This window comes from Kitasatospora sp. NBC_01300 (assembly GCF_041435235.1).
GTDB lineage: Bacteria > Actinomycetota > Actinomycetes > Streptomycetales > Streptomycetaceae > Kitasatospora.
The window spans coordinates 1,986,694-2,005,394 of sequence record NZ_CP108408.1 but is presented as its reverse complement, the minus strand read 5'-3'; the positions used below and the strand labels follow the sequence as shown (position 1 = coordinate 2,005,394).

Genomic DNA, 18,701 nt, shown 5'->3' with positions numbered 1-18,701 from the left:
GATGCCGCCGAGCCGTGGCGCGTGATCTCGGCCACCACGACCAAGTACAAGTCGGCCGGACCGCTGGCCCGGGTACGGGCCTTCCGGTACCGGGTGCGGTACTGGCTGGACCGGCCGCTCACGCCCTACCTGCTGGTCATCGGCACGACGCTGCTGCTGGTGGTGCTCGGCCTGATGATGGTCTTCTCGGCCTCGCAGATCCTCGCCCTGGGCCAGCACCACTCGGCGCAGTACTACTTCCTCAAACAGCTGATCGCGGCCATCCTCGGCCTGGTCCTGCTGATCGGCTTCGCCTCCGTGCCGCTGGCGGTGCTGAGGGTGATCGTCTACCCGGTGATGTTCGGGGTGATCGGCGCGCTCGCGCTGGTCGCCGTGCCCGGCATCGGGGTGCGGATCAACGGCAACCAGAACTGGCTGGACTTCGGCTTCTTCCAGTTCCAGCCCTCGGAGTTCGCCAAGCTCGCGCTGGTGCTCTGGGGCGCCGACCTGCTCGCCCGCAAGCAGAAGGCCGGCACCCTCACCACCTGGAAGCACCTGCTCGTCCCGCTGGTGCCGGGCGCCCTGCTGCTGCTCGCGCTGATCATGCTCGGCGGCGACATGGGTACCTCGATGATCCTGGTGGCGATGCTGTTCGCGCTGCTCTGGATGGTCGGCGCGCCGCTGCGGCTGTTCGTGGCCACCGTCGGGGTGGCCGTGGTGGTCTGCACCGCGCTGGTGATCACCGTCCCGCACCGGGCGGAGCGCCTGGGCTGCATCGGCGTCACCAAGCCCGACCCGGACGGGGCCTGCTTCCAGGCGCTGCACGGCGTGTACTCGTTCGCGCTCGGCGGAGGCTTCGGCACCGGTCTCGGTGCCGGCGTGGAGAAATGGGGCCAGCTGCCCGAGGCGCACACCGACTTCATCTTCGCCGCGACCGGCGAGGAACTGGGCCTGGTGGGGACGCTGTCGGTGATCGGTCTCTTCGCGGCACTAGGCTACGCGGGTATCCGTGTGGCCATCGGTACGAAGGACCCCTTCGTCAGGTACGCCGCGGGAGCCGCCACCACCTGGATCATGGCGCAGGCCATGATCAACCTGGGGTCGGCGCTGGGACTGCTGCCCATCGCGGGCGTCCCGCTCCCGCTGTTCTCCTACGGCGGTTCCGCCATGCTGTCGGCCATGTCCGCGATCGGTGTGCTGCTGTGCCTGGCGCGCAGCACCTCGGGCGCGAAGGCGGCGCTGGCCGCCCGGAGCAAGAACTCCCGGATCAGGAGACGACTGGCCCGGGTGCTGCCACGACGACGAACCACAGCGCGCCCGGCCCCGGGGCCGGCACGCAGGGAGCGGTGAATTTCGGTGCATGTCGTACTCGCCGGCGGGGGGACCGCCGGTCACATCGAGCCGGCGCTGGCCCTCGCGGACGCCCTCCGCAGGCACGACCCGTCCATCGGGATCACCGCCCTGGGAACCGAGCGCGGACTGGAGACCCGGCTGGTGCCGGAACGCGGCTACCAGCTGGAGCTGATTCCGGCCGTCCCGCTGCCCCGCAAGCCCACCCCCGAGCTGATCACCGTCCCCGGCCGGCTGCGCGGCACCGTCCGGGCCGCCCAGGAGATCATCGAGCGGGTCAACGCGGACGCCGTGGTCGGCTTCGGCGGCTACGTCGCGATGCCCGCGTACCTGGCCGCCAAGCGGGCCGGGGTGCCGATCGTGGTGCACGAGGCGAACGCCCGTCCGGGCCTGGCCAACAAGATCGGCGCCCGCTACACGGACTTCGTCGCGGTCTCCACGCCGGACAGCAAGCTGCGCGACTCCCGGTACATCGGCATCCCGCTGCGCCGGACCATCGCCACCCTGGACCGGGGCGCCGCCAGGCCGGAGGCCCGGCACTACTTCGGCCTCGACCAGCGGCTGCCCACCCTGCTGGTCTCCGGCGGCTCCCAGGGCGCGCGCCGGCTCAACGAGGTGGTCACCGCGATCGCCCCGCGGCTCCAGCAGTACGGCGTGCAGATCCTGCACGCCGTCGGCCCGAAGAACGAGCTGCCGCAGGTCGAGGACATCCCCGGGATGCCGCCGTACCGCGCGGTGCCGTACGTCGACCGGATGGACCTCGCCTACGCGGCGGCGGACCTGATGCTCTGCCGGGCCGGCGCCATGACCGTCGCCGAGCTGGCCGCCGTCGGGCTGCCCGCCGCGTTCGTCCCGCTGCCGATCGGCAACGGCGAGCAGCGGCTGAACGCCCAGCCGATGGTCAAGGCCGGCGGCGGCCTGCTGGTGGACGACGCCGAGCTGACCCCGGAGTGGGTGCTGCAGAACGTGCTGCCGGTGCTCACCGACCCGCAGCGGCTGTGGGACATGAGCCGGGCCGCCGCGGAGTTCGGCCGCCGGGACGCCGACGACCTGCTGGTCGGCATGGTCTACGAGGCGATCCAGGCCTCCCGCGGCGGTCGCCGCCGTGGCTGACGGCCGGCTCGCCGACCCGCTGGAGGAAGAGCTGGAGGCCGAGGAGTCCGCTCCTCGGCTCCGGCTCTCCCGGCGGGGCATCGTGGTGCTGAGCGTGCTCGGCGCCGCGGTGCTGGGCGTGCTGGCCTGGGTGGTGTTCTTCTCCTCGGTGCTGGACGTGCGCGAGGTCGCGGTCCAGGGACCGAAGGACGAGAAGCTGACGGCGGACCAGGTCCGCGAGGCGATCGGCGGGATCGGTGACGGCCCGCTGGCCAGAGTGGACCTGGACGCCGTCCAGCGCCGGGTGGAGGCGATCCCCCGGGTGGCGAAGGCCGAGGTGTGGCGTGGCTGGCCGCACACCCTGCGGGTGAAGGTCGTCCAGCGCACGGCGGTGGCCGCCGTCAAGGGGGAGGACGGTCAGTTCACCCAGGTGGACGCCACCGGCGTGAGCTTCGCCACCGAGGCGGCCCCACCGGAGGGGGTGCCGGTGGTGGAACTGCGGCTCAGTCAGCAGGCGAAGGACGCGGACGGGGTGATCTCCCGTTCGCAACTGGTTCAGGGCGCGGTGTCGGTGGCCGCCGGACTGCCGCCGGAGGTGGCGAAGCGGGCCGGAGCGGTGCTGGTGCACTCGTACGACGATATTCAGCTGCAGCTCAGCGGGGGTGCGACGGTGCGCTGGGGGAGCCCGGAGCAGACCGATCGCAAGGCCCGGGCACTGGTCGCGTTGATGGCTCAGAAGGGCTCGAACTTCGACGTGAGTGCGCCGGAGGCGCCGGCGGTGTCGGGATGATCCGGTAGGTTCTGTGCCTGAGGGAGGGGTTGACGCTGTGAAGTGTCGGCCCGACCCTTGGTGGTCACCCCGGTTTCATGTGCCGGCCGATGATCACATAGGCTCAAAAGAAAAGGGGAAGCTCGGCGTGTTCGTTGAAACACGTGCCTGGAGCCACCTAGTGTCCTGTGTCACCAGACTGTGCCCCCTGGTGATGTGACGGAGGCACAGGACTAACCCTAAAGGTCAAGTTTAGGGTTGGGGTCGGCGGTCGGCATTTCGGACATTCAGTCAGAAACCAGGCTCCCTACCCATCGACATCCGTCGGTACGATCCCCCGTCGGGTCGGGCCGACCCGGAAATTCGAGGCGAGAGGCCTTCGACGTGGCAGCACCGCAGAACTACCTCGCAGTCATCAAGGTCGTCGGAATCGGCGGCGGTGGTGTCAACGCCATCAACCGGATGATCGAGGTCGGTCTCAAGGGCGTCGAGTTCATCGCGATCAACACCGATGCGCAGGCCCTCCTGATGAGCGACGCCGACGTCAAGCTCGATGTGGGCCGTGAACTCACCCGGGGCCTCGGCGCCGGCGCCAACCCCGAGGTCGGCCGCAAGGCCGCCGAGGACCACCGCGAGGAGATCGAGGAGGTCCTCAAGGGGGCCGACATGGTCTTCGTCACCGCGGGTGAGGGCGGCGGCACGGGCACGGGCGGCGCGCCCGTGGTCGCCAACATCGCCCGTTCGCTCGGCGCCCTGACCATCGGCGTGGTCACCCGCCCCTTCACCTTCGAGGGCCGCCGCCGCGCCAACCAGGCCGAGGACGGCATCGCGAGCCTGCGCGAAGAGGTCGACACCCTCATCGTGATCCCGAACGACCGGCTGCTGTCCATTTCGGACCGCCAGGTCAGCGTGCTCGACGCGTTCCGCTCGGCCGACCAGGTCCTGCTCTCCGGTGTCCAGGGCATCACCGACCTGATCACCACCCCCGGCCTGATCAACCTCGACTTCGCCGACGTCAAGTCCGTCATGTCGGAGGCCGGTTCGGCGCTCATGGGCATCGGCTCGGCCCGCGGCGAGGACCGCGCCAAGGCGGCCGCCGTGATGGCGATCTCCTCGCCGCTGCTGGAGGCCTCGATCGACGGCGCCCGCGGCGTGCTGCTCTCCATCTCGGGCGGTTCCGACCTCGGTCTGTTCGAGATCAACGAGTCGGCCCAGCTGGTCAGCGAGGCCGCGCACCCCGAGGCCAACATCATCTTCGGTGCGGTCATCGACGACGCGCTCGGCGACGAGGTCCGGGTCACCGTCATCGCGGCCGGCTTCGACGGCGGGCAGCCGCCGGCGATCGTCCGCGACCCGGTGGTCAAGGCCACCCCCGCCGCCGCGGCCACGCCGCCGGCCGCCCCGGAGCGCCCGGCCACCCGGCCGTCCTACGGGAGCATCGGCTCGGTGACGTCGCGTTCGGAGGGGGAGACCCACGCCGCGCCGCGCGCCACCGAGACCGTGACCACCGCCCCGGTGCCGCCGCAGGTGCAGCCGGTCCGGCAGCCGTTCGTCGAGAGCCCGGCGGAGGAGCTCGACGTCCCGGATTTCCTTAAGTGATCGATCACGCCGTACGCGCGGGTGCTCACTTCGCCTTCACCGACAGGTGGGGCGGGGTGAGCACTTCGCCGTACGGGGAGCTCAACCTCGGCGGGGCGGTGGGGGACGACCCCGGGACCGTCCGGGAGAACCGGGCGATCGCCGCCGGGGAGCTCGGGCTCGACCCGGCCGACGTGGTCTGGATGAACCAGGTGCACGGCGCGCAGGTCGCCGTGGTGACGCAGCGCCAGTCGCCGGGGGAGGCCCCCACGGTGGACGCGGTGGTCACCGACCGGCCGCTCGCGCTCGCCGTCCTGACCGCGGACTGCACTCCGGTGCTGCTGGCCGACCCGGTGGCGGGCGTGGTGGGCGCGGCCCACGCGGGCCGGCCCGGGCTGGCCGCCGGGGTGGTGCCCGCGGTCGTGCGGGCGATGGTCGAACTGGGGGCCGAGCCCGGCCGGATCGCCGCGGCCACCGGCCCGTCGGTCTGCGGCCGGTGCTACGAGGTGCCGGCCGGCCTGCGGGCGGAGGTCGCCGCGGTGGTGCCCGCCGCGTTCGCCGAGACCTCCTGGGGAACGCCGGCGCTGGACGTGTCCGAGGGGGTCGCGGCCCAGCTGGCCGCCGCCGGGGTCACCGAGGTGGTGCGGTCACCGGTCTGCACCCTCGAATCCGCGGATCACTACTCCTATCGCCGCGAGCAGCGCACCGGCCGGCTCGCGAGCTACGTCTGGTTGGGCTCTGATCATTGATGACGAACGACATCTACGGACCGTTCCCGGGTGGTCGCGGTGGCCTTCCCGACCAGGGCTGGCTGGAGACCCTGACGGAGGGGCAGCGGGCCCGGTACGACGAGCTGGGGACCAACCTCGACGTGGTCGAGCGGCGGATCGCCGACGCCTGTGCGGCTGCCGGACGGCCGCGTGACGAGGTCACCCTGGTCGTCGTCACCAAGACCTACCCCGCCGAGGACACCGCGCTGCTGGCCGGACTGGGTGTGACGGATGTCGCGGAGAACCGCGACCAGGACGCCGCACCCAAGGCAGAGCAGTGCAGAAACCTTCCTCTTGACTGGCACTTCGTCGGACAGCTGCAGACCAACAAGGTCCGCTCGGTCGTCCGGTACGCGAACCACGTGCACTCGGTGGACCGGCTGCGGCTGGTCGGGTCGCTCTCCGCGGCGGTGCTCAAGTCCGAGCGCCCGGAGCTGGGTTGCCTGGTGCAGGTGGCCCTGGACAAGGAGCACGGCGAGGGGGCCCACCGGGCCGGAGTCGCCCCGGAGGATGTCGCGGAACTCACGGACGCGATCGCCGACACGCCCGGCCTGCGGCTGGACGGTGTGATGACCGTCGCTCCGCTGGCCGGTCCGCTCGCCGGGGACCCGCTCCGTGCCTTCGAGCGGCTGACGGAAATCGCAACCGCAGTACGCACGACCCATCCTGCTGCCACCATGGTCTCCGCAGGGATGAGCGGTGACCTTGAGCAGGCGATTGCCGCCGGGGCGACACATGTGCGCGTCGGAACGGCGGTACTCGGAGTGAGGTCACCCCTCAGGTAACGTCACCGGGTAGTAGATCAGACTGCAGGACAAAATAGGACAGAATCTAGCAGCTCCTCGGAGCGCTAGCGAACCGTGGATCGCAGCTCCGCGGCCCCCACCCCAAGAACTCTGACCGGCCGTCGGCCTGACGGGCCGTCGTGGGTGGACCGCGGAATCCGCAGGCAGGGCCGCACGGCCTGGCCGCCGGGACGGAGCCGGTCCGCACGGAGCGAGCAGAGCGAGCGACCATCGGAAGGTGCGCGTCTCGCGAAGCCGCCACCGAGCGCCAGCGAGGTGGCTATGAGCGGAGGAGACAGGAGCATGGCCGGCGCAATGCGCAAGATGGCGGTCTACCTCGGCCTCGTGGAGGACGAGACGTACGACGGTCAGGGGTACGACCCTGACGACGACTACGACGCGGACCCCGAGCCGATTCGAACGGGACAGCGGACCGAGGACATCCCCCGGCCGGCCGCCGCGCCCGCCCCGGTCTCCTCGATCACTCCGCAGCCGGTCCCGGCCGCGGTGCCGATCCGGCAGGAGACCCCGAGGATGGCCCCAGTGTCGTCCATCACACCCGAACGCCGCCACAACCTGGAGAAGAGCGCCCCGGTGATCATGCCCAAGGTAGTGAACGAACGAGAGCCCTACCGCATCACCACGCTGCACCCGCGGACCTACAACGAGGCCCGTACCATCGGGGAACAGTTCCGTGGCGGGACCCCCGTGATCATGAATCTGACCGAGATGGACGACACCGACGCGAAGCGACTCGTAGACTTCGCCGCTGGACTCGTCTTCGGTCTGCACGGCAGTATCGAGCGCGTGACACAGAAGGTGTTCCTGCTGTCGCCTGCTAACGTCGATGTCACGGCGGAGGACAAGGCTCGGATCGCCGAGGGTGGGTTCTTCAACCAGAGCTGACCCGGCCACGACTTTACGTGTGGATCTGATCAACAGTGGATTAGCGACAGGTGACGAGCGGCGGGCCCAAGGGCCCGGAACCGGGGAGAGGGAAACGCGATGGACATCGTGTGGGCGGTGCTCTACTACGCCCTGACCGTCTTCCTGGTGTTCCTGCTCGTGCGACTGGTCATGGACTGGGTCTTCCAGTTCGCGCGTTCGTGGCGGCCCGGCAAGGCCATGGTCCTGGTCCTGGAGGCCACGTACACTGTCACGGATCCGCCGCTCAAGCTTCTTCGGCGGTTCATTCCGCCGTTGCGTTTCGGGGGCGTGGCGCTCGACCTGTCCTTCTTCGTACTGATGATCATTGTGTATGTCCTGATCTCGCTTGTGCGGCCCTAGTCGTAGGTGAGCGATGCGACAGGATGCCGGTGTGCCGACGATCACGTTGAGGTGAAGAGATGCCATTGACCCCCGAGGACGTTCGGAACAAGCAGTTCACGACCGTCCGCCTGCGCGAAGGCTATGACGAGGACGAGGTCGATGCCTTCCTCGACGAGGTCGAAGGAGAGCTGACCCGCCTGCTTCGCGAGAACGAGGACCTGCGCGCCAAGCTGGCCGCCGCGACTCGCGCCGCCGCGCAGAACCAGGCGAACATGCGGAAGGAGCCGCCGCAGGACGCCCGTTCCGGCGCTCCCGTCCCGGCCGCCATATCCGGCCCGCCGGTTCCCGGCCAGCAGGGCCCCGGCCCGCAGCAGCAGATGGGCCCCGGCGGTCCGCAGCAGCAGCAGATGGGCGGCCCGCAGCAGCAGCAGATGGGCAACCAGCCGCTCGGCCTGCCCTCCGGCGCCCCGCAGCTCCCCGCCGGCCCCCAGCAGATGGGCGGCCCGCAGCAGCAGATGAACCAGACCATGGGCGGCCAGCAGCAGCTGGTGCAGCCGATGGGCGGTCAGATGCTCCAGCCCATGGGCGGCCCCGGTGGTCCGCAGCAGATGGGCAACCCGATGGGCCAGGGCATGGGCCAGCAGCAGCAGATGCAGCCGATGGGCGGCCCCATGGGCGGCCCGCAGCAGCAGCAGATGGGCGGCCCGCTCGGCGCCCCCATGCAGCAGCAGGGCCCCGGTGGCGACAGTGCCGCCCGCGTCCTGGCGCTCGCTCAGCAGACCGCCGACCAGGCGATCTCGGAGGCCCGTTCCGAGGCCAACAAGATCGTCGGCGAGGCCCGCAGCCGCGCCGAGGGTCTGGAGCGCGACGCCCGTGCCAAGGCCGACGCCCTGGAGCGGGACGCGCAGGAGAAGCACCGCGTCGCGATGGGCTCGCTGGAGTCCGCGCGCGCCACGCTGGAGCGCAAGGTCGAGGACCTGCGGGCGTTCGAGCGCGAGTACCGGACGCGCCTGAAGTCGTACCTGGAGACCCAGCTGCGCCAGCTGGAGTCGCAGGCCGACGACTCGCTCGCCCCGCCGCGGATCCCCGCCACCGCGTCGCTGCCGCCGGCGGCCTCGTCGATGGCTCCGGCCGGTGCCGGTGCGATGAGCGGTGCCCCGGCCTTCGGTGGCAACCAGCCGGCCTTCGGCGGCAACGCGCCGTCGTTCGGCGGTCAGAGCTCCTTCGGCGGCAACCCGCCGGCGCCGAGCTTCGGCGGCCAGGCGTCCGGTGGCAACACCGGCGCGCCGCAGATGCAGCCGGCCGGGATGACGCAGCCGATGGCGGCCGTCCGCCCGCAGCCTCCGCAGCCGATGCAGCAGGCTCCGGCGCCGATGCGGGGCTTCCTGATCGACGAGGACGGCGACAACTGAGGTTGTAGCGCGACCTTTTGAGAGCGCCCCCTGTTCAACCCACGGGTCGGACAGGGGGCGCTCTGCTGTGTACGGATGGGGACGGGGGACGGGCGCGCGGGGTGGTGACGTCGCTCCGGGGGCGCGCGGGTACGGCGAAGCCGCCGTCGCCCCGGGCGGGGTGACGGCGGCTTCGGAGCGGGTCAGGCCTTGCGGAGCTGGAAGGCGAGGCCGAGGGCTTCGTCGGCGAAGGTCTCGGAGTCCCAGTCGGCCGTGCCGGCGGCGAAGTCGGTGGCCAGGACCTCCTCGGCGACGAGGGGGCCGTGCTCGGCGATGGCCTCGGCGGTCTCCTCGGTGGTGGCCCGCCAGCGCAGGACGATCCGGTCGGCGACGTCGAGGCCGGAGTTCTTGCGGGCCTCCTGGATCTGGCGGATGGCGTCGCGGGCGACGCCGAGCCGCCTGAGCTCCGGGGTGATGGCCAGGTCGAGGGCGACGGTGGCACCGGACTCGTTGGCGACGGCCCAGCCCTCGCGCGGGGTCTCGGTGATGATCACCTCGTCCGGGGAGAGGGTGACCGGCTCGCCGTTCAGCTCGACCGAGGTCTCGCCGTCGGCGCGCAGTTCGGCGGCCAGGCGGGCGGCGTCGGTGGCGGCGACCGCCTTGGCGACGTCCTGCACGCCCTTGCCGAACCGCTTGCCCAGGGCGCGGAAGTTGGCCTTGGCGCTGGTGTCGACGAGCGAGCCGCCGACCTCGGCGAGCGACTCCAGGGTGGAGACGTTGAGCTCCTCGGCGATCTGCGCGCGCAGGTCGGCGGGCAGCTCGTCCCAGCCCTGGGCGGCGATCAGCGCGCGGGACAGCGGCTGACGGGTCTTCACGCCGGACTCGGCGCGGGTGGCCCGGCCGAGCTCCACCAGGCGGCGGACCAGCGCCATGTGCCGGGAGAGGTCGGTGTCGATCAGCGACTCGTCCGCCTGCGGCCAGGTGGCCAGGTGGACCGAGGCCGGGGCGTCCGCGGCGACCGGGACGACCAGGTCCTGCCAGACCTGCTCGGTGATGAACGGGGTCATCGGGGCCATCAGGCGGGTGACCGTCTCCAGCGCCTCGTGCAGGGTGGCGAGCGCGGCCGCGTCGCCCTGCCAGAAGCGGCGGCGGCCGCGGCGGACGTACCAGTTGGACAGGTCGTCGACGAAGCCGGACAGCAGCTTGCCGGCGCGCTGGGTGTCGTACGCCTCGAAGGCGGCGTCGACCTCGCGGACCAGGGTGTTCAGCTCGGAGAGCACCCAGCGGTCCAGCTGCGGGCGGTCGGCCGGGGCCGGATCGGCCGCCGAGGGGGACCAGCCGGCGGTGCGGGCGTACAGGGCCTGGAAGGCGACGGTGTTCCAGTAGGTGAGGAGGGTCTTGCGGACCACCTCCTGGATGGTGCCGTGGCCGACCCGGCGGGCCGACCAGGGCGAGCCGCCGGCGGCCATGAACCAGCGGACGGCGTCGGCGCCGTGCTGGTCCATCAGCGGGATCGGCTGCAGGATGTTGCCCAGGTGCTTGGACATCTTGCGGCCGTCCTCGGCCAGGATGTGGCCCAGGCAGACGACGTTCTCGTAGCTGTTCTTGTCGAACACCAGGGTGCCGACCGCCATCAGCGTGTAGAACCAGCCACGGGTCTGGTCGATCGCCTCGGAGATGAACTGCGCCGGGTAGCGCTTCTCGAACAGCTCCTTGTTCTGGTATGGGTAGCCGTACTGGGCGAAGGGCATCGAGCCCGAGTCGTACCAGGCGTCGATGACCTCGGGGACCCGGGTCGAGGCGCCGCCGCACTCGCGGCAGGCGAAGGTCACGTCGTCGATGTACGGGCGGTGCGGGTCGAGCTCGCTCTGGTCGGTGCCGGTGAGCTCGGAGAGCTCGGCCAGCGAGCCGACGCAGGTGAGGTGGCCCTCCTCGCAGCGCCAGATCGGCAGCGGGGTGCCCCAGTAGCGGTTACGGCTGAGCGCCCAGTCGATGTTGTTGTTCAGCCAGTCGCCGAAGCGGCCGTGCTTGACGTTCTCCGGGTACCAGTTGGTGGCCTCGTTCTCCCGGATCAGGGCGTCCTTGACCGCGGTGGTGCGGATGTACCAGGACGGCTGCGCGTAGTAGAGCAGCGCGGTGTGGCAGCGCCAGCAGTGCGGGTAGCTGTGCTCGTACGGGAGGTGGCGGAAGAGCAGGCCGCGCTCCTTGAGGTCCGCGACCAGGGCCTCGTCGGCCTTCTTGAAGAACTGGCCGCCGACCAGCGGGACCTCGGGGGCGAAGGTGCCGTCGGCGAGCACCGGGTTGACCACCGGCAGGCCGTACCTGCGGCAGGTCGCGAGGTCGTCCGCGCCGAAGGCGGGCGACTGGTGGACGATGCCGGTGCCGTCCTCGGTGGTGACGTAGTCGGCGTTGAGGACGTAGTGCGCGTTCTCGATCTCGACCAGGTCGAACGGGCGGCGGTAGGCCCAGCGCTCCATCTCGGCGCCGGTGAAGGACTCGCCGGTGGCCTCCCAGCCCTCGCCGAGGGCCTTGGCGAGCAGCGGCTCGGCGACGACCAGCTTCTCCTCGCCGTCGGTGGCCACCACGTAGGTGACCTCCGGGTGGACGGCGGCGGCGGTGTTGGAGACCAGGGTCCACGGGGTGGTGGTCCAGACCAGCAGCGCGGCCTGGCCGGCCAGCGGGCCGCTGGTCAGCGGGAAGCGGACGAAGACCGAGGGGTCGACGACGGTCTCGTAGCCCTGGGCCAGCTCGTGGTCGGACAGGCCGGTGCCGCAGCGCGGGCACCAGGGGGCGACCCGGTGGTCCTGGACCAGCAGGCCCTTGTCGAAGATCTGCTTGAGCGACCACCAGACGGACTGGACGTACGACGGGTCCATCGTCCGGTAGGCCTCGTCGAGGTCGACCCAGTACCCCATGCGGGTGGTCAGCTCGGTGAAGGCGTCGGTGTGGCGGGTCACCGACTCGCGGCACTTGGCGTTGAACTCGGCGATGCCGTACGCCTCGATGTCCTGCTTGCCGGAGAAGCCCAGCTCCTTCTCGACGGCGAGCTCGACCGGGAGGCCGTGGCAGTCCCAGCCGGCCTTGCGGGCGACGTGGTAGCCCTTCATCGTCCGGAAGCGGGGGAAGACGTCCTTGAAGACGCGGGCCTCGATGTGGTGCGCGCCGGGCATGCCGTTGGCGGTCGGCGGGCCCTCGTAGAAGACCCACTCGGGGCGGCCCTCGGACTGCTCCAGGCTGCGCTGGAAGATCTTGTTGTCCTGCCAGAACGACAGGATCCGGTGTTCGAGGGCGGGCAGGTCCACCTGTGCGGGGACGGAGTTGTAGGTGCTCATCGCGGGCGTCATACCTCCGGCGGATGTGAACGGGATCCGACGGAGGGACGAGACGGCGAGCCGCCCCGCGGTACCACCCTCCTTGGCCGCGGTGCTGCTGCGGCCCTCTTGTTTGGGCTTGCTGCCGGGTCTAGTGGGCCGGCCCGCGCGGTGGCGGGCGGCCGTTCTTCCGGCGGCTCCGGGGTGATCTTCCCGTCGTGCACACCCCCGGGCTCGCACCATCCCCGGGTCGCTGGTGGCTGCGTACGTCGGTACTCGTCCCATCTGCGCCTTGCAGGGCCAGTGTATCGGCCGGGCGAGTCGGTTTGTCCAAATCGTTTTTCCCCGGGGTGGACGGCCGGGGCGCTCCGGGGCCGGCGGCGGTGGTGGTTAGGCGGGGGTGATCTGGGCACAAGTCTGGTCAGCGCGCGGGGCGTGGCGGCTGGGGCGGCTGCCTGGGTGGGATCATCATGGGGCGTCGGAATGTCATGTTGTGACCGGTTTTGATCGGGATTATCGTTCCGGCACTGGAGGCCGCCGGGAACCGGCGGCTCGATTCGTTCGTAGATGGGGTCGAAGCCATGGCTGAGAAGGCAACCGGCGCGGGTACCGCCACCAAGCGGGCACGCAAGGCCGTGGCGGCCGATCCAGGGGAGGGGACCGTGACCACTACCGCACGGCAGAAGAGCAGCACCGACACCGTCACCGTGCCGCGCGGCGCCGAGTCGGTGGACCCGGCCACGTTGCCGGTCCGGCCCGGCGAGGACCCGTGGACCACCGACGAGGTCCACGAGCTGCACACCGAGCTCATCAGCGAGCTGGAGCGGCTGCAGAACGAGATCGACGCCGCCGAGGCGGCCATCTCCGGCCTGATGCGTGACTCCAACGACGGAGCCGGTGACGACCAGGTGGACGCCGGTACGAAGAACATCTCGCGGGAGAGCGAGCTCGCGCTCGCCAACAACGCCCGGGACAGCCTCGCCCAGACCGAGCGGGCCCTGACCAGGCTGGAGGGCGTCGGTTTCGGCACCTGCGAGTCCTGCGGGCAGGCCATCGGGAAGGCCCGGATGCAGGCCTTCCCCCGGGCCACGCTCTGCGTGCAGTGCAAGGCCAAGCAGGAACGCCGCTGACGCGGCCGACCGGGGCGGCGCAGGGGGTCGGGCTTGCCGTACGCTCGACCCCGTAACGTCGCCTGATTCCTCGGGACACCTCCGGTTCGGAGGTGTCCGGTACGGCGACCACGGGCCCACCCTCTCCCCCACCTCCAACCGGGGGAGCTCCACCGGCAGCGGAGCGGATCATCAGTACGCAAGGTTCCCCCCAGACGCGGGACGACGCCGTCCCGACCCCCGCCGAAGCCGTGGAGGTGGCCGTGGCCGAGCCCGCGGAGCCTGCTGAGCCCGCCGAGGCGACCGCCCCGGCCGCGGCGGAGGCGCCGAAGGGCCGTCGGCGGGTCGGCGTGCTGATGGTCATCGCGCTGCTCGCCTTCCTGATCGACCTCGGCAGCAAGCTGCTGGTCGTGGCCCGGCTGGAGAACCACGCGGCGATCAAGGTGCTCGGGGACGTCGTCACCTTCCAGGTCATCCGCAACTCCGGTGCCGCCTTCGGCATGGGGCAGGCGCTGACCGTCGTCTTCACGATGATCGCCTCGGCCGTCATCGTGGTGATCTGGCGGATCGCCCGCCGGCTGTACAGCCTGCCCTGGGCGATCGCGCTCGGGCTGCTGCTCGGCGGGGCCCTGGGCAACCTCACCGACCGGCTGTTCCGCTCGCCGGGCGTCTTCCGCGGGCACGTCGTCGACTTCATCTCCGTCCAGCACTTCGCCGTCTTCAACCTCGCCGACTCGGCGATCGTCTGCGGCGGGATCCTCGTGGTGCTGCTCTCCTTCCGGGGCAGCAACCCGGACGGCACCGTCCACCAGCAGGGCGGCAAGAGCGAGTAGCAGGGGCCCCGGGCGGTCGGGCGGGCGGCGGAGGGCCGCGGTTCCGGCATACTCGTACGGGTGAGTACCGCAGCGCAGATCCGCAGCCTCCCCGTACCCGACGGCCTGGAGGGCGAGCGCCTCGATGCCGCCCTCGCCCGGATGTTCGGCTTCTCCCGGACGAAGGCCGCCGAGTTGGCCGCCGAGGGCAAGGTGACGCTCGACGGCGCCGTGGCCGGAAAGTCGGACCGGGTGACCGCAGGCTCCTGGCTGGAGGTCGAGATCCCGGCCCCCGCCGCCCCCGTGCGGATCATCGCCGAGCCGGTCGAGGGCATGCGGATCATCCACGACGACGAGGACATCGTGCTCGTCGACAAGCCGGTCGGCGTCGCCGCCCACCCCAGCCCCGGCTGGACCGGCACCACCGTCATCGGCGGGCTCGCCGCGGCCGGCTACCGGATCTCCACCTCCGGCGCCGCCGAGCGCCAGGGCGTCGTGCACCGGCTGGACGTCGGCACCTCCGGGCTGATGGTCGTCGCCAAGTCCGAGCGCGCGTACACCGACCTCAAGCGGCAGTTCCACGACCGGATCACCGAGAAGCGCTACCACGCCCTCGTGCAGGGGCACCCGGACCCGCTGAGCGGCACCGTGGACGCCCCGATCGGGCGGCACCCCAGCTCGGACTGGAAGTGGGCCGTGACCAAGGACGGCAAGCCGTCCGTCACCCACTACGACCTGATCGAGGCCTACCGCTCGGCCTCGCTGCTCGACATCAAGCTGGAGACCGGGCGCACCCACCAGATCCGGGTCCACATGTCCGCGCTGCGCCACCCCTGCGTGGGCGACCTGACCTACGGCGCCGACCCGACGCTGGCCAAGCGGCTCGGGCTGACCCGGCAGTGGCTGCACGCCGTGTCGCTCGGCTTCGAGCACCCGGCGGACGGGCAGTGGGTCGAGTTCTCCAGCGAGTACTCGCCCGACCTGCGCAAGGCGCTCGACATCATCTCGTCGGAGAGCTGAGATGACGGCGGCCATCCGGACCGCGGCGGGCGCCGCGGACCTGGCGCTGGTGCGGGACGTGCGGCGCGAGGTGTTCATCGTCGAGCAGAACGTGCCGGAGGAGCTGGAGTACGACGAGTACGACGCGACCTCGGTGCACCTGCTGGCCGTGGCGGCGGACGGGACCGCGCTCGGGACCGGACGGCTGATCTTCGGGGAGCAGGCGCTGAAGCTCACCGGGGGCGTCGAGGGCCGGGTGCTGCTCGGACGCCTCGCGGTGGTGTCGGCCGCCCGGGGGACCGGGCTCGGGGCCCAGCTGGTGCGGGCGATCGAGGCGGCCGGGCTCGACCGCGGGGCCGTCGAGGTGGAGCTGCACGCGCAGGTGCGGGCGCTGGGGTTCTACGAGCGGCTGGGGTACGCGGCCGAGGGCCCGGTGTACGAGGACGCGGGGATACCGCACCGGACGATGACGCGGGTGCTGTAGGGCGCCTCCTGCGGATCCCCGTACCCCCGGTGGGGTGCGGGGATCTTCGTCGTCCCGTGCCGTACCGGGGCGCAACGGGGTGAACGGGGCGGAAGCGGCGGCTTCGGCGGTGGCCTTATCGGACGCCTACCCGGGGGGCGGATACGATCAGCCCCCATGGAGTTCGGTGGGGCTTGGCGCCGGTGGCGCAGCCGGGGTACGACGGTGCGGCGCAGGGTGGTGGCCGGTGCGGTGGCCCTGGTGGTGGTGGCCGGGGTCGGTACGGCGACGGTGGCGTCCGGCGGTGAGCCGGCGGTCCATCAGGAGGACCGTTTCCTCGCCATGCCGGAGACCCCCGGCAGCGACCAGCAGGTCCAGGTGGACACCTCCTTCTTCACCACCGGCAGCACTCCGCGCCCGGCGGTCCTGCTCGCGCACGGCTTCGGCGGCTCCAAGGACGGCGAGCGCGAGCGCGCCCAGCAGCTGGCCCGGCAGGGCTACGCGGTGCTGACCTGGTCGGCGCGCGGCTTCGGGCACTCGGGCGGGAAGATCGGCCTCAACGCGCCCGACCGCGAGGTCGAGGACGTCAAGCACCTGGTGGACTGGCTGGCCCAGCGGCCCGAGGTGCAGCTCGACGGGCCCGGCGACCCCCGGGTCGGCATCACCGGCGCCTCGTACGGCGGCGCCGTCTCGCTGCTGGCCTCCGCGTACGACCACCGCATCGACGCGGTGGCCACCCAGATCACCTGGTGGAACCTGGCCGACGCGCTGTTCCCGCAGGGCGTGCAGGGCTCGGGCGCCGTCGACGGCGTGTTCAAGAAGCTCTGGGCCGGGATCTTCTTCACCACCGGCGCGGCCGGTGACCTCGGGCCCTCCGGCGGCGCGCCGCGCGGCGGCGGGGCCGGGCAGGGCGCGCCGGGGCAGGGCGGGTCGGGGCAGGGCGGCGACGCCGCGGGCGGGCCGGTCGGCTGCGGGCGGTTCCTGGAGTCGCTCTGCCAGATGTACGACCGGGTCGCCACCGCCGGGCACGCCGACCCGGAGGCCGTCGCGCTGCTGGACCGCTCCAGCCCGTCCTCGGTGGCCGCGCAGCTCAAGGCGCCCACTCTGGTCGTGCAGGGCCAGCAGGACTCGCTGTTCCCGCTCGACCAGGGCGACCGGATCGCCCGGGCCGTCGCGGCCAACGGCGCGCCCGTCGCGGTGGACTGGTTCGCCGGCGGGCACGACGGCGGCACCGACACCAGCGCCCGGGTCGACGACCGGGTCACCGCCTGGTTCGACCACTACCTGAAGGGGCGGGGCGACGACACCGGCCCCGCGTTCCGCGTCACCCGCACCGGGGGCGTCGACTCCACCGGCTTCCAGGCCGTGCTGCGCGGCGCCTCCGCCGACCGCTACCCGGGCCTGGGCGGAACCGGCTCCCACGGCGTCGAACTGGCCGGCGGCGAGCAGACCATCGCCAACCCGCCCGGCGGCGCCCCGCCCGGGATCTCGACGCTGCCCGGGATCGGCGCGCTCAGCCAGGCCGCCTCGCTGGGCGCCGGGCTGTCGCTCGACTTCCCCGGCCAGCACGCCGCCTTCGACTCCGCGCCGCTTTACCAGCCGCTGCACCTGACCGGGCAGCCCACCGTGCCCGTCCAGGTGCACGCCGACCGGCCGGACGCGGTGCTCTTCGCCAAGCTGTACGACGTGGGCCCGGACGGCAAGTCCGTGCTCCCGCAGCAGCTCGCCGCCCCGCTGCGGGTCACCGGCGCCGACGCGGGCCGCACCGTCACGGTCGCGCTGCCCGCCGTCGACCACACCTTCGCCGCCGGGCACCGGCTGCGGCTCGTCCTGGCCGCCACCGACCTCGCGTACGCCTCGCCCGTCGAGCCCGCCACCTACCGGGTCGCGCCGGCCGGGGCGCTCACCGTGCCGACCGACGACGGACTCGTCACCGAGGCCACGCCGCTGCCCGCGCGCACCTGGCTGCTGCCGCTGGCGGCCGTCGTGGTGGCGCTCGGCCTGGTGCTGTCGCCCCGGCTGCTGCGCCGCCGTCGGCGGGGGGCGGGCGACGGGCCGGCGTACGATCCGGCGCTGGCCGGGGTGCCGTTGCAGATCACCGGCCTGAGCAAGCGCTACAAGGGCGTTCAGGACCGTTACGCCGTACGGGAGTTGGGCTTCCGGGTGGAGCAGGGGCAGGTGCTCGGCCTGCTCGGGCCCAACGGCGCCGGCAAGACCACCACGCTGCGGATGCTGATGGGCCTGATCCGGCCCGACGCGGGCGAGATCCGGATCTTCGGCCACCTGGTGCGCCCCGGCGCACCGGTGCTCTCCCGGGTCGGCGCCTTCGTCGAGGGCGCGGGCTTCCTGCCGCACCTCACCGGCCGGGCCAACCTGCGGCTGTACTGGCAGGCCACCGGCCGGCCGGAGGAGGACGCCCGCTTCGACGAGGCGCTGGCCATCGCCGGTCTCGGCGAGGCGCTCGACCGTGCGGTGCGGACCTACTCGCAGGGCATGCGGCAGCGGCTCGCCATCGCGCAGGCCATGCTCGGGATGCCGGACCTGCTGATCCTCGACGAGCCGACCAACGGGCTCGACCCGCCGCAGATCCGCGAGATGCGCGAGGTGATGATCCGGTACGCCGCCGCCGGCCGTACCGTCATCGTCTCCAGCCACCTGCTCGCCGAGGTCGAGCAGAGCTGCACGGACCTGGTGGTGATGGACCGCGGGCGGCTGATCACCACCGGCGCCGTCGGCGAGATCGTCGGCGCGGGCGAGCTGCTGTTCCTCGGCGTGCCCGCCGGGTACGAGCCCGGGTCGGTCGTCGAGAAGGTGGGCGGGCTGGCCGGGGTCGGTTCGGCGGAGGCCGTCGAGGGCGGGCTGCTGGTGCGCCTGGACGGGCTGGCGGCGCACGAACTGCTGGCCGAACTGGTGCGCCTCGGCGTGCCGGTGGAGAGCGCCGGGCCGCAGCGGCGGCTGGAGGACGCGTTCCTGTCGTTGATCGGAGGTACGGCGTGAGCAGCGGCGTGAGCGGTGGGGCGAGCA

The 18,701-nt window shown here is 72.0% G+C and carries 15 protein-coding genes; 14 read left to right on the top strand and 1 reads right to left on the bottom strand.

Annotation, left to right across the window (positions count from 1 at the left end; translation table 11 throughout):
- Window positions 1–21: 21 nt before the first annotated feature.
- The 9 genes from ftsW to OG556_RS08915 all read left to right on the top strand — a co-directional run bounded on the left by ftsW (window position 22) and on the right by OG556_RS08915 (window position 9,004).
- Entirely contained in the window at window positions 22–1,329 is a 1,308-nt protein-coding gene (ftsW, locus tag OG556_RS08955; protein WP_371516659.1) for a putative lipid II flippase FtsW, read from the top strand.
- A 6-nt stretch (window positions 1,330–1,335) separates the two neighbouring features.
- Entirely contained in the window at window positions 1,336–2,442 is a 1,107-nt protein-coding gene (gene murG / locus OG556_RS08950) for an undecaprenyldiphospho-muramoylpentapeptide beta-N-acetylglucosaminyltransferase (RefSeq protein WP_063347235.1), read from the top strand.
- Window positions 2,435–3,211 carry a cell division protein FtsQ/DivIB gene (locus OG556_RS08945; RefSeq protein ID WP_371516658.1) on the top strand — a complete coding sequence of 259 codons (777 nt, stop codon included), beginning with the start codon at window positions 2,435–2,437 and terminating at the stop codon, window positions 3,209–3,211. Before murG ends, OG556_RS08945 begins: the two co-directional genes overlap by 8 nt.
- 363 nt (window positions 3,212–3,574) lie before the next feature.
- Complete coding sequence (gene ftsZ / locus OG556_RS08940; RefSeq protein WP_371516657.1) at window positions 3,575–4,789, top strand: cell division protein FtsZ; 1,215 nt, start codon at window positions 3,575–3,577, stop codon at window positions 4,787–4,789.
- Window positions 4,786–5,517 carry a peptidoglycan editing factor PgeF gene (pgeF, locus tag OG556_RS08935; protein WP_371516656.1) on the top strand — a complete coding sequence of 244 codons (732 nt, stop codon included), beginning with the start codon at window positions 4,786–4,788 and terminating at the stop codon, window positions 5,515–5,517. Before ftsZ ends, pgeF begins: the two co-directional genes overlap by 4 nt.
- Window positions 5,517–6,323, top strand: coding sequence for a YggS family pyridoxal phosphate-dependent enzyme (locus tag OG556_RS08930; RefSeq protein WP_371516655.1), 807 nt, complete (start codon window positions 5,517–5,519; stop codon window positions 6,321–6,323). The genes pgeF and OG556_RS08930 overlap by 1 nt, the downstream gene beginning before the upstream one ends.
- 303 nt (window positions 6,324–6,626) lie before the next feature.
- Complete coding sequence (locus tag OG556_RS08925) at window positions 6,627–7,229, top strand: cell division protein SepF (protein ID WP_031071810.1); 603 nt, start codon at window positions 6,627–6,629, stop codon at window positions 7,227–7,229.
- 99 nt (window positions 7,230–7,328) lie between these two features.
- Window positions 7,329–7,610 (top strand): YggT family protein, encoded by a 282-nt coding sequence (locus OG556_RS08920; protein WP_063347232.1) that lies wholly within the window; start codon window positions 7,329–7,331, stop codon window positions 7,608–7,610.
- A 59-nt stretch (window positions 7,611–7,669) separates the two neighbouring features.
- The gene (locus tag OG556_RS08915; RefSeq protein ID WP_371516654.1) at window positions 7,670–9,004 is read left to right on the top strand and encodes a DivIVA domain-containing protein; all 1,335 of its coding nucleotides are present in this window, start codon (window positions 7,670–7,672) and stop codon (window positions 9,002–9,004) included.
- 182 nt (window positions 9,005–9,186) lie between these two features.
- On the opposite strand, the gene ileS is transcribed toward OG556_RS08915, so the two are convergent.
- Window positions 9,187–12,315 carry an isoleucine--tRNA ligase gene (gene ileS, locus OG556_RS08910; protein ID WP_371516653.1) on the bottom strand — a complete coding sequence of 1,043 codons (3,129 nt, stop codon included), beginning with the start codon at window positions 12,313–12,315 and terminating at the stop codon, window positions 9,187–9,189.
- Between the two features lie 641 nt (window positions 12,316–12,956).
- Here ileS and OG556_RS08905 point away from each other — a divergent pair.
- From OG556_RS08905 to OG556_RS08885, 5 genes are all read left to right on the top strand, one after another.
- Window positions 12,957–13,424: a TraR/DksA family transcriptional regulator gene (locus OG556_RS08905; protein ID WP_244293330.1), complete on the top strand. Its 468-nt coding sequence runs from the start codon at window positions 12,957–12,959 to the stop codon at window positions 13,422–13,424.
- 170 nt (window positions 13,425–13,594) lie between these two features.
- Window positions 13,595–14,236, top strand: coding sequence for a signal peptidase II (gene lspA, locus OG556_RS08900; RefSeq protein ID WP_371522631.1), 642 nt, complete (start codon window positions 13,595–13,597; stop codon window positions 14,234–14,236).
- A 60-nt stretch (window positions 14,237–14,296) separates the two neighbouring features.
- A complete protein-coding gene (locus tag OG556_RS08895; protein ID WP_371516652.1) occupies window positions 14,297–15,235 on the top strand; it encodes an RluA family pseudouridine synthase in 939 nt (312 codons plus the stop codon).
- 1 nt (window position 15,236) lies between these two features.
- Window positions 15,237–15,698, top strand: coding sequence for a GNAT family N-acetyltransferase (locus OG556_RS08890; protein ID WP_363618884.1), 462 nt, complete (start codon window positions 15,237–15,239; stop codon window positions 15,696–15,698).
- 156 nt (window positions 15,699–15,854) lie between these two features.
- Window positions 15,855–18,674, top strand: a complete 2,820-nt coding sequence (locus tag OG556_RS08885; protein ID WP_371516651.1) for an alpha/beta fold hydrolase — start codon at window positions 15,855–15,857, stop codon at window positions 18,672–18,674.
- Window positions 18,675–18,701 lie beyond the last annotated feature (27 nt).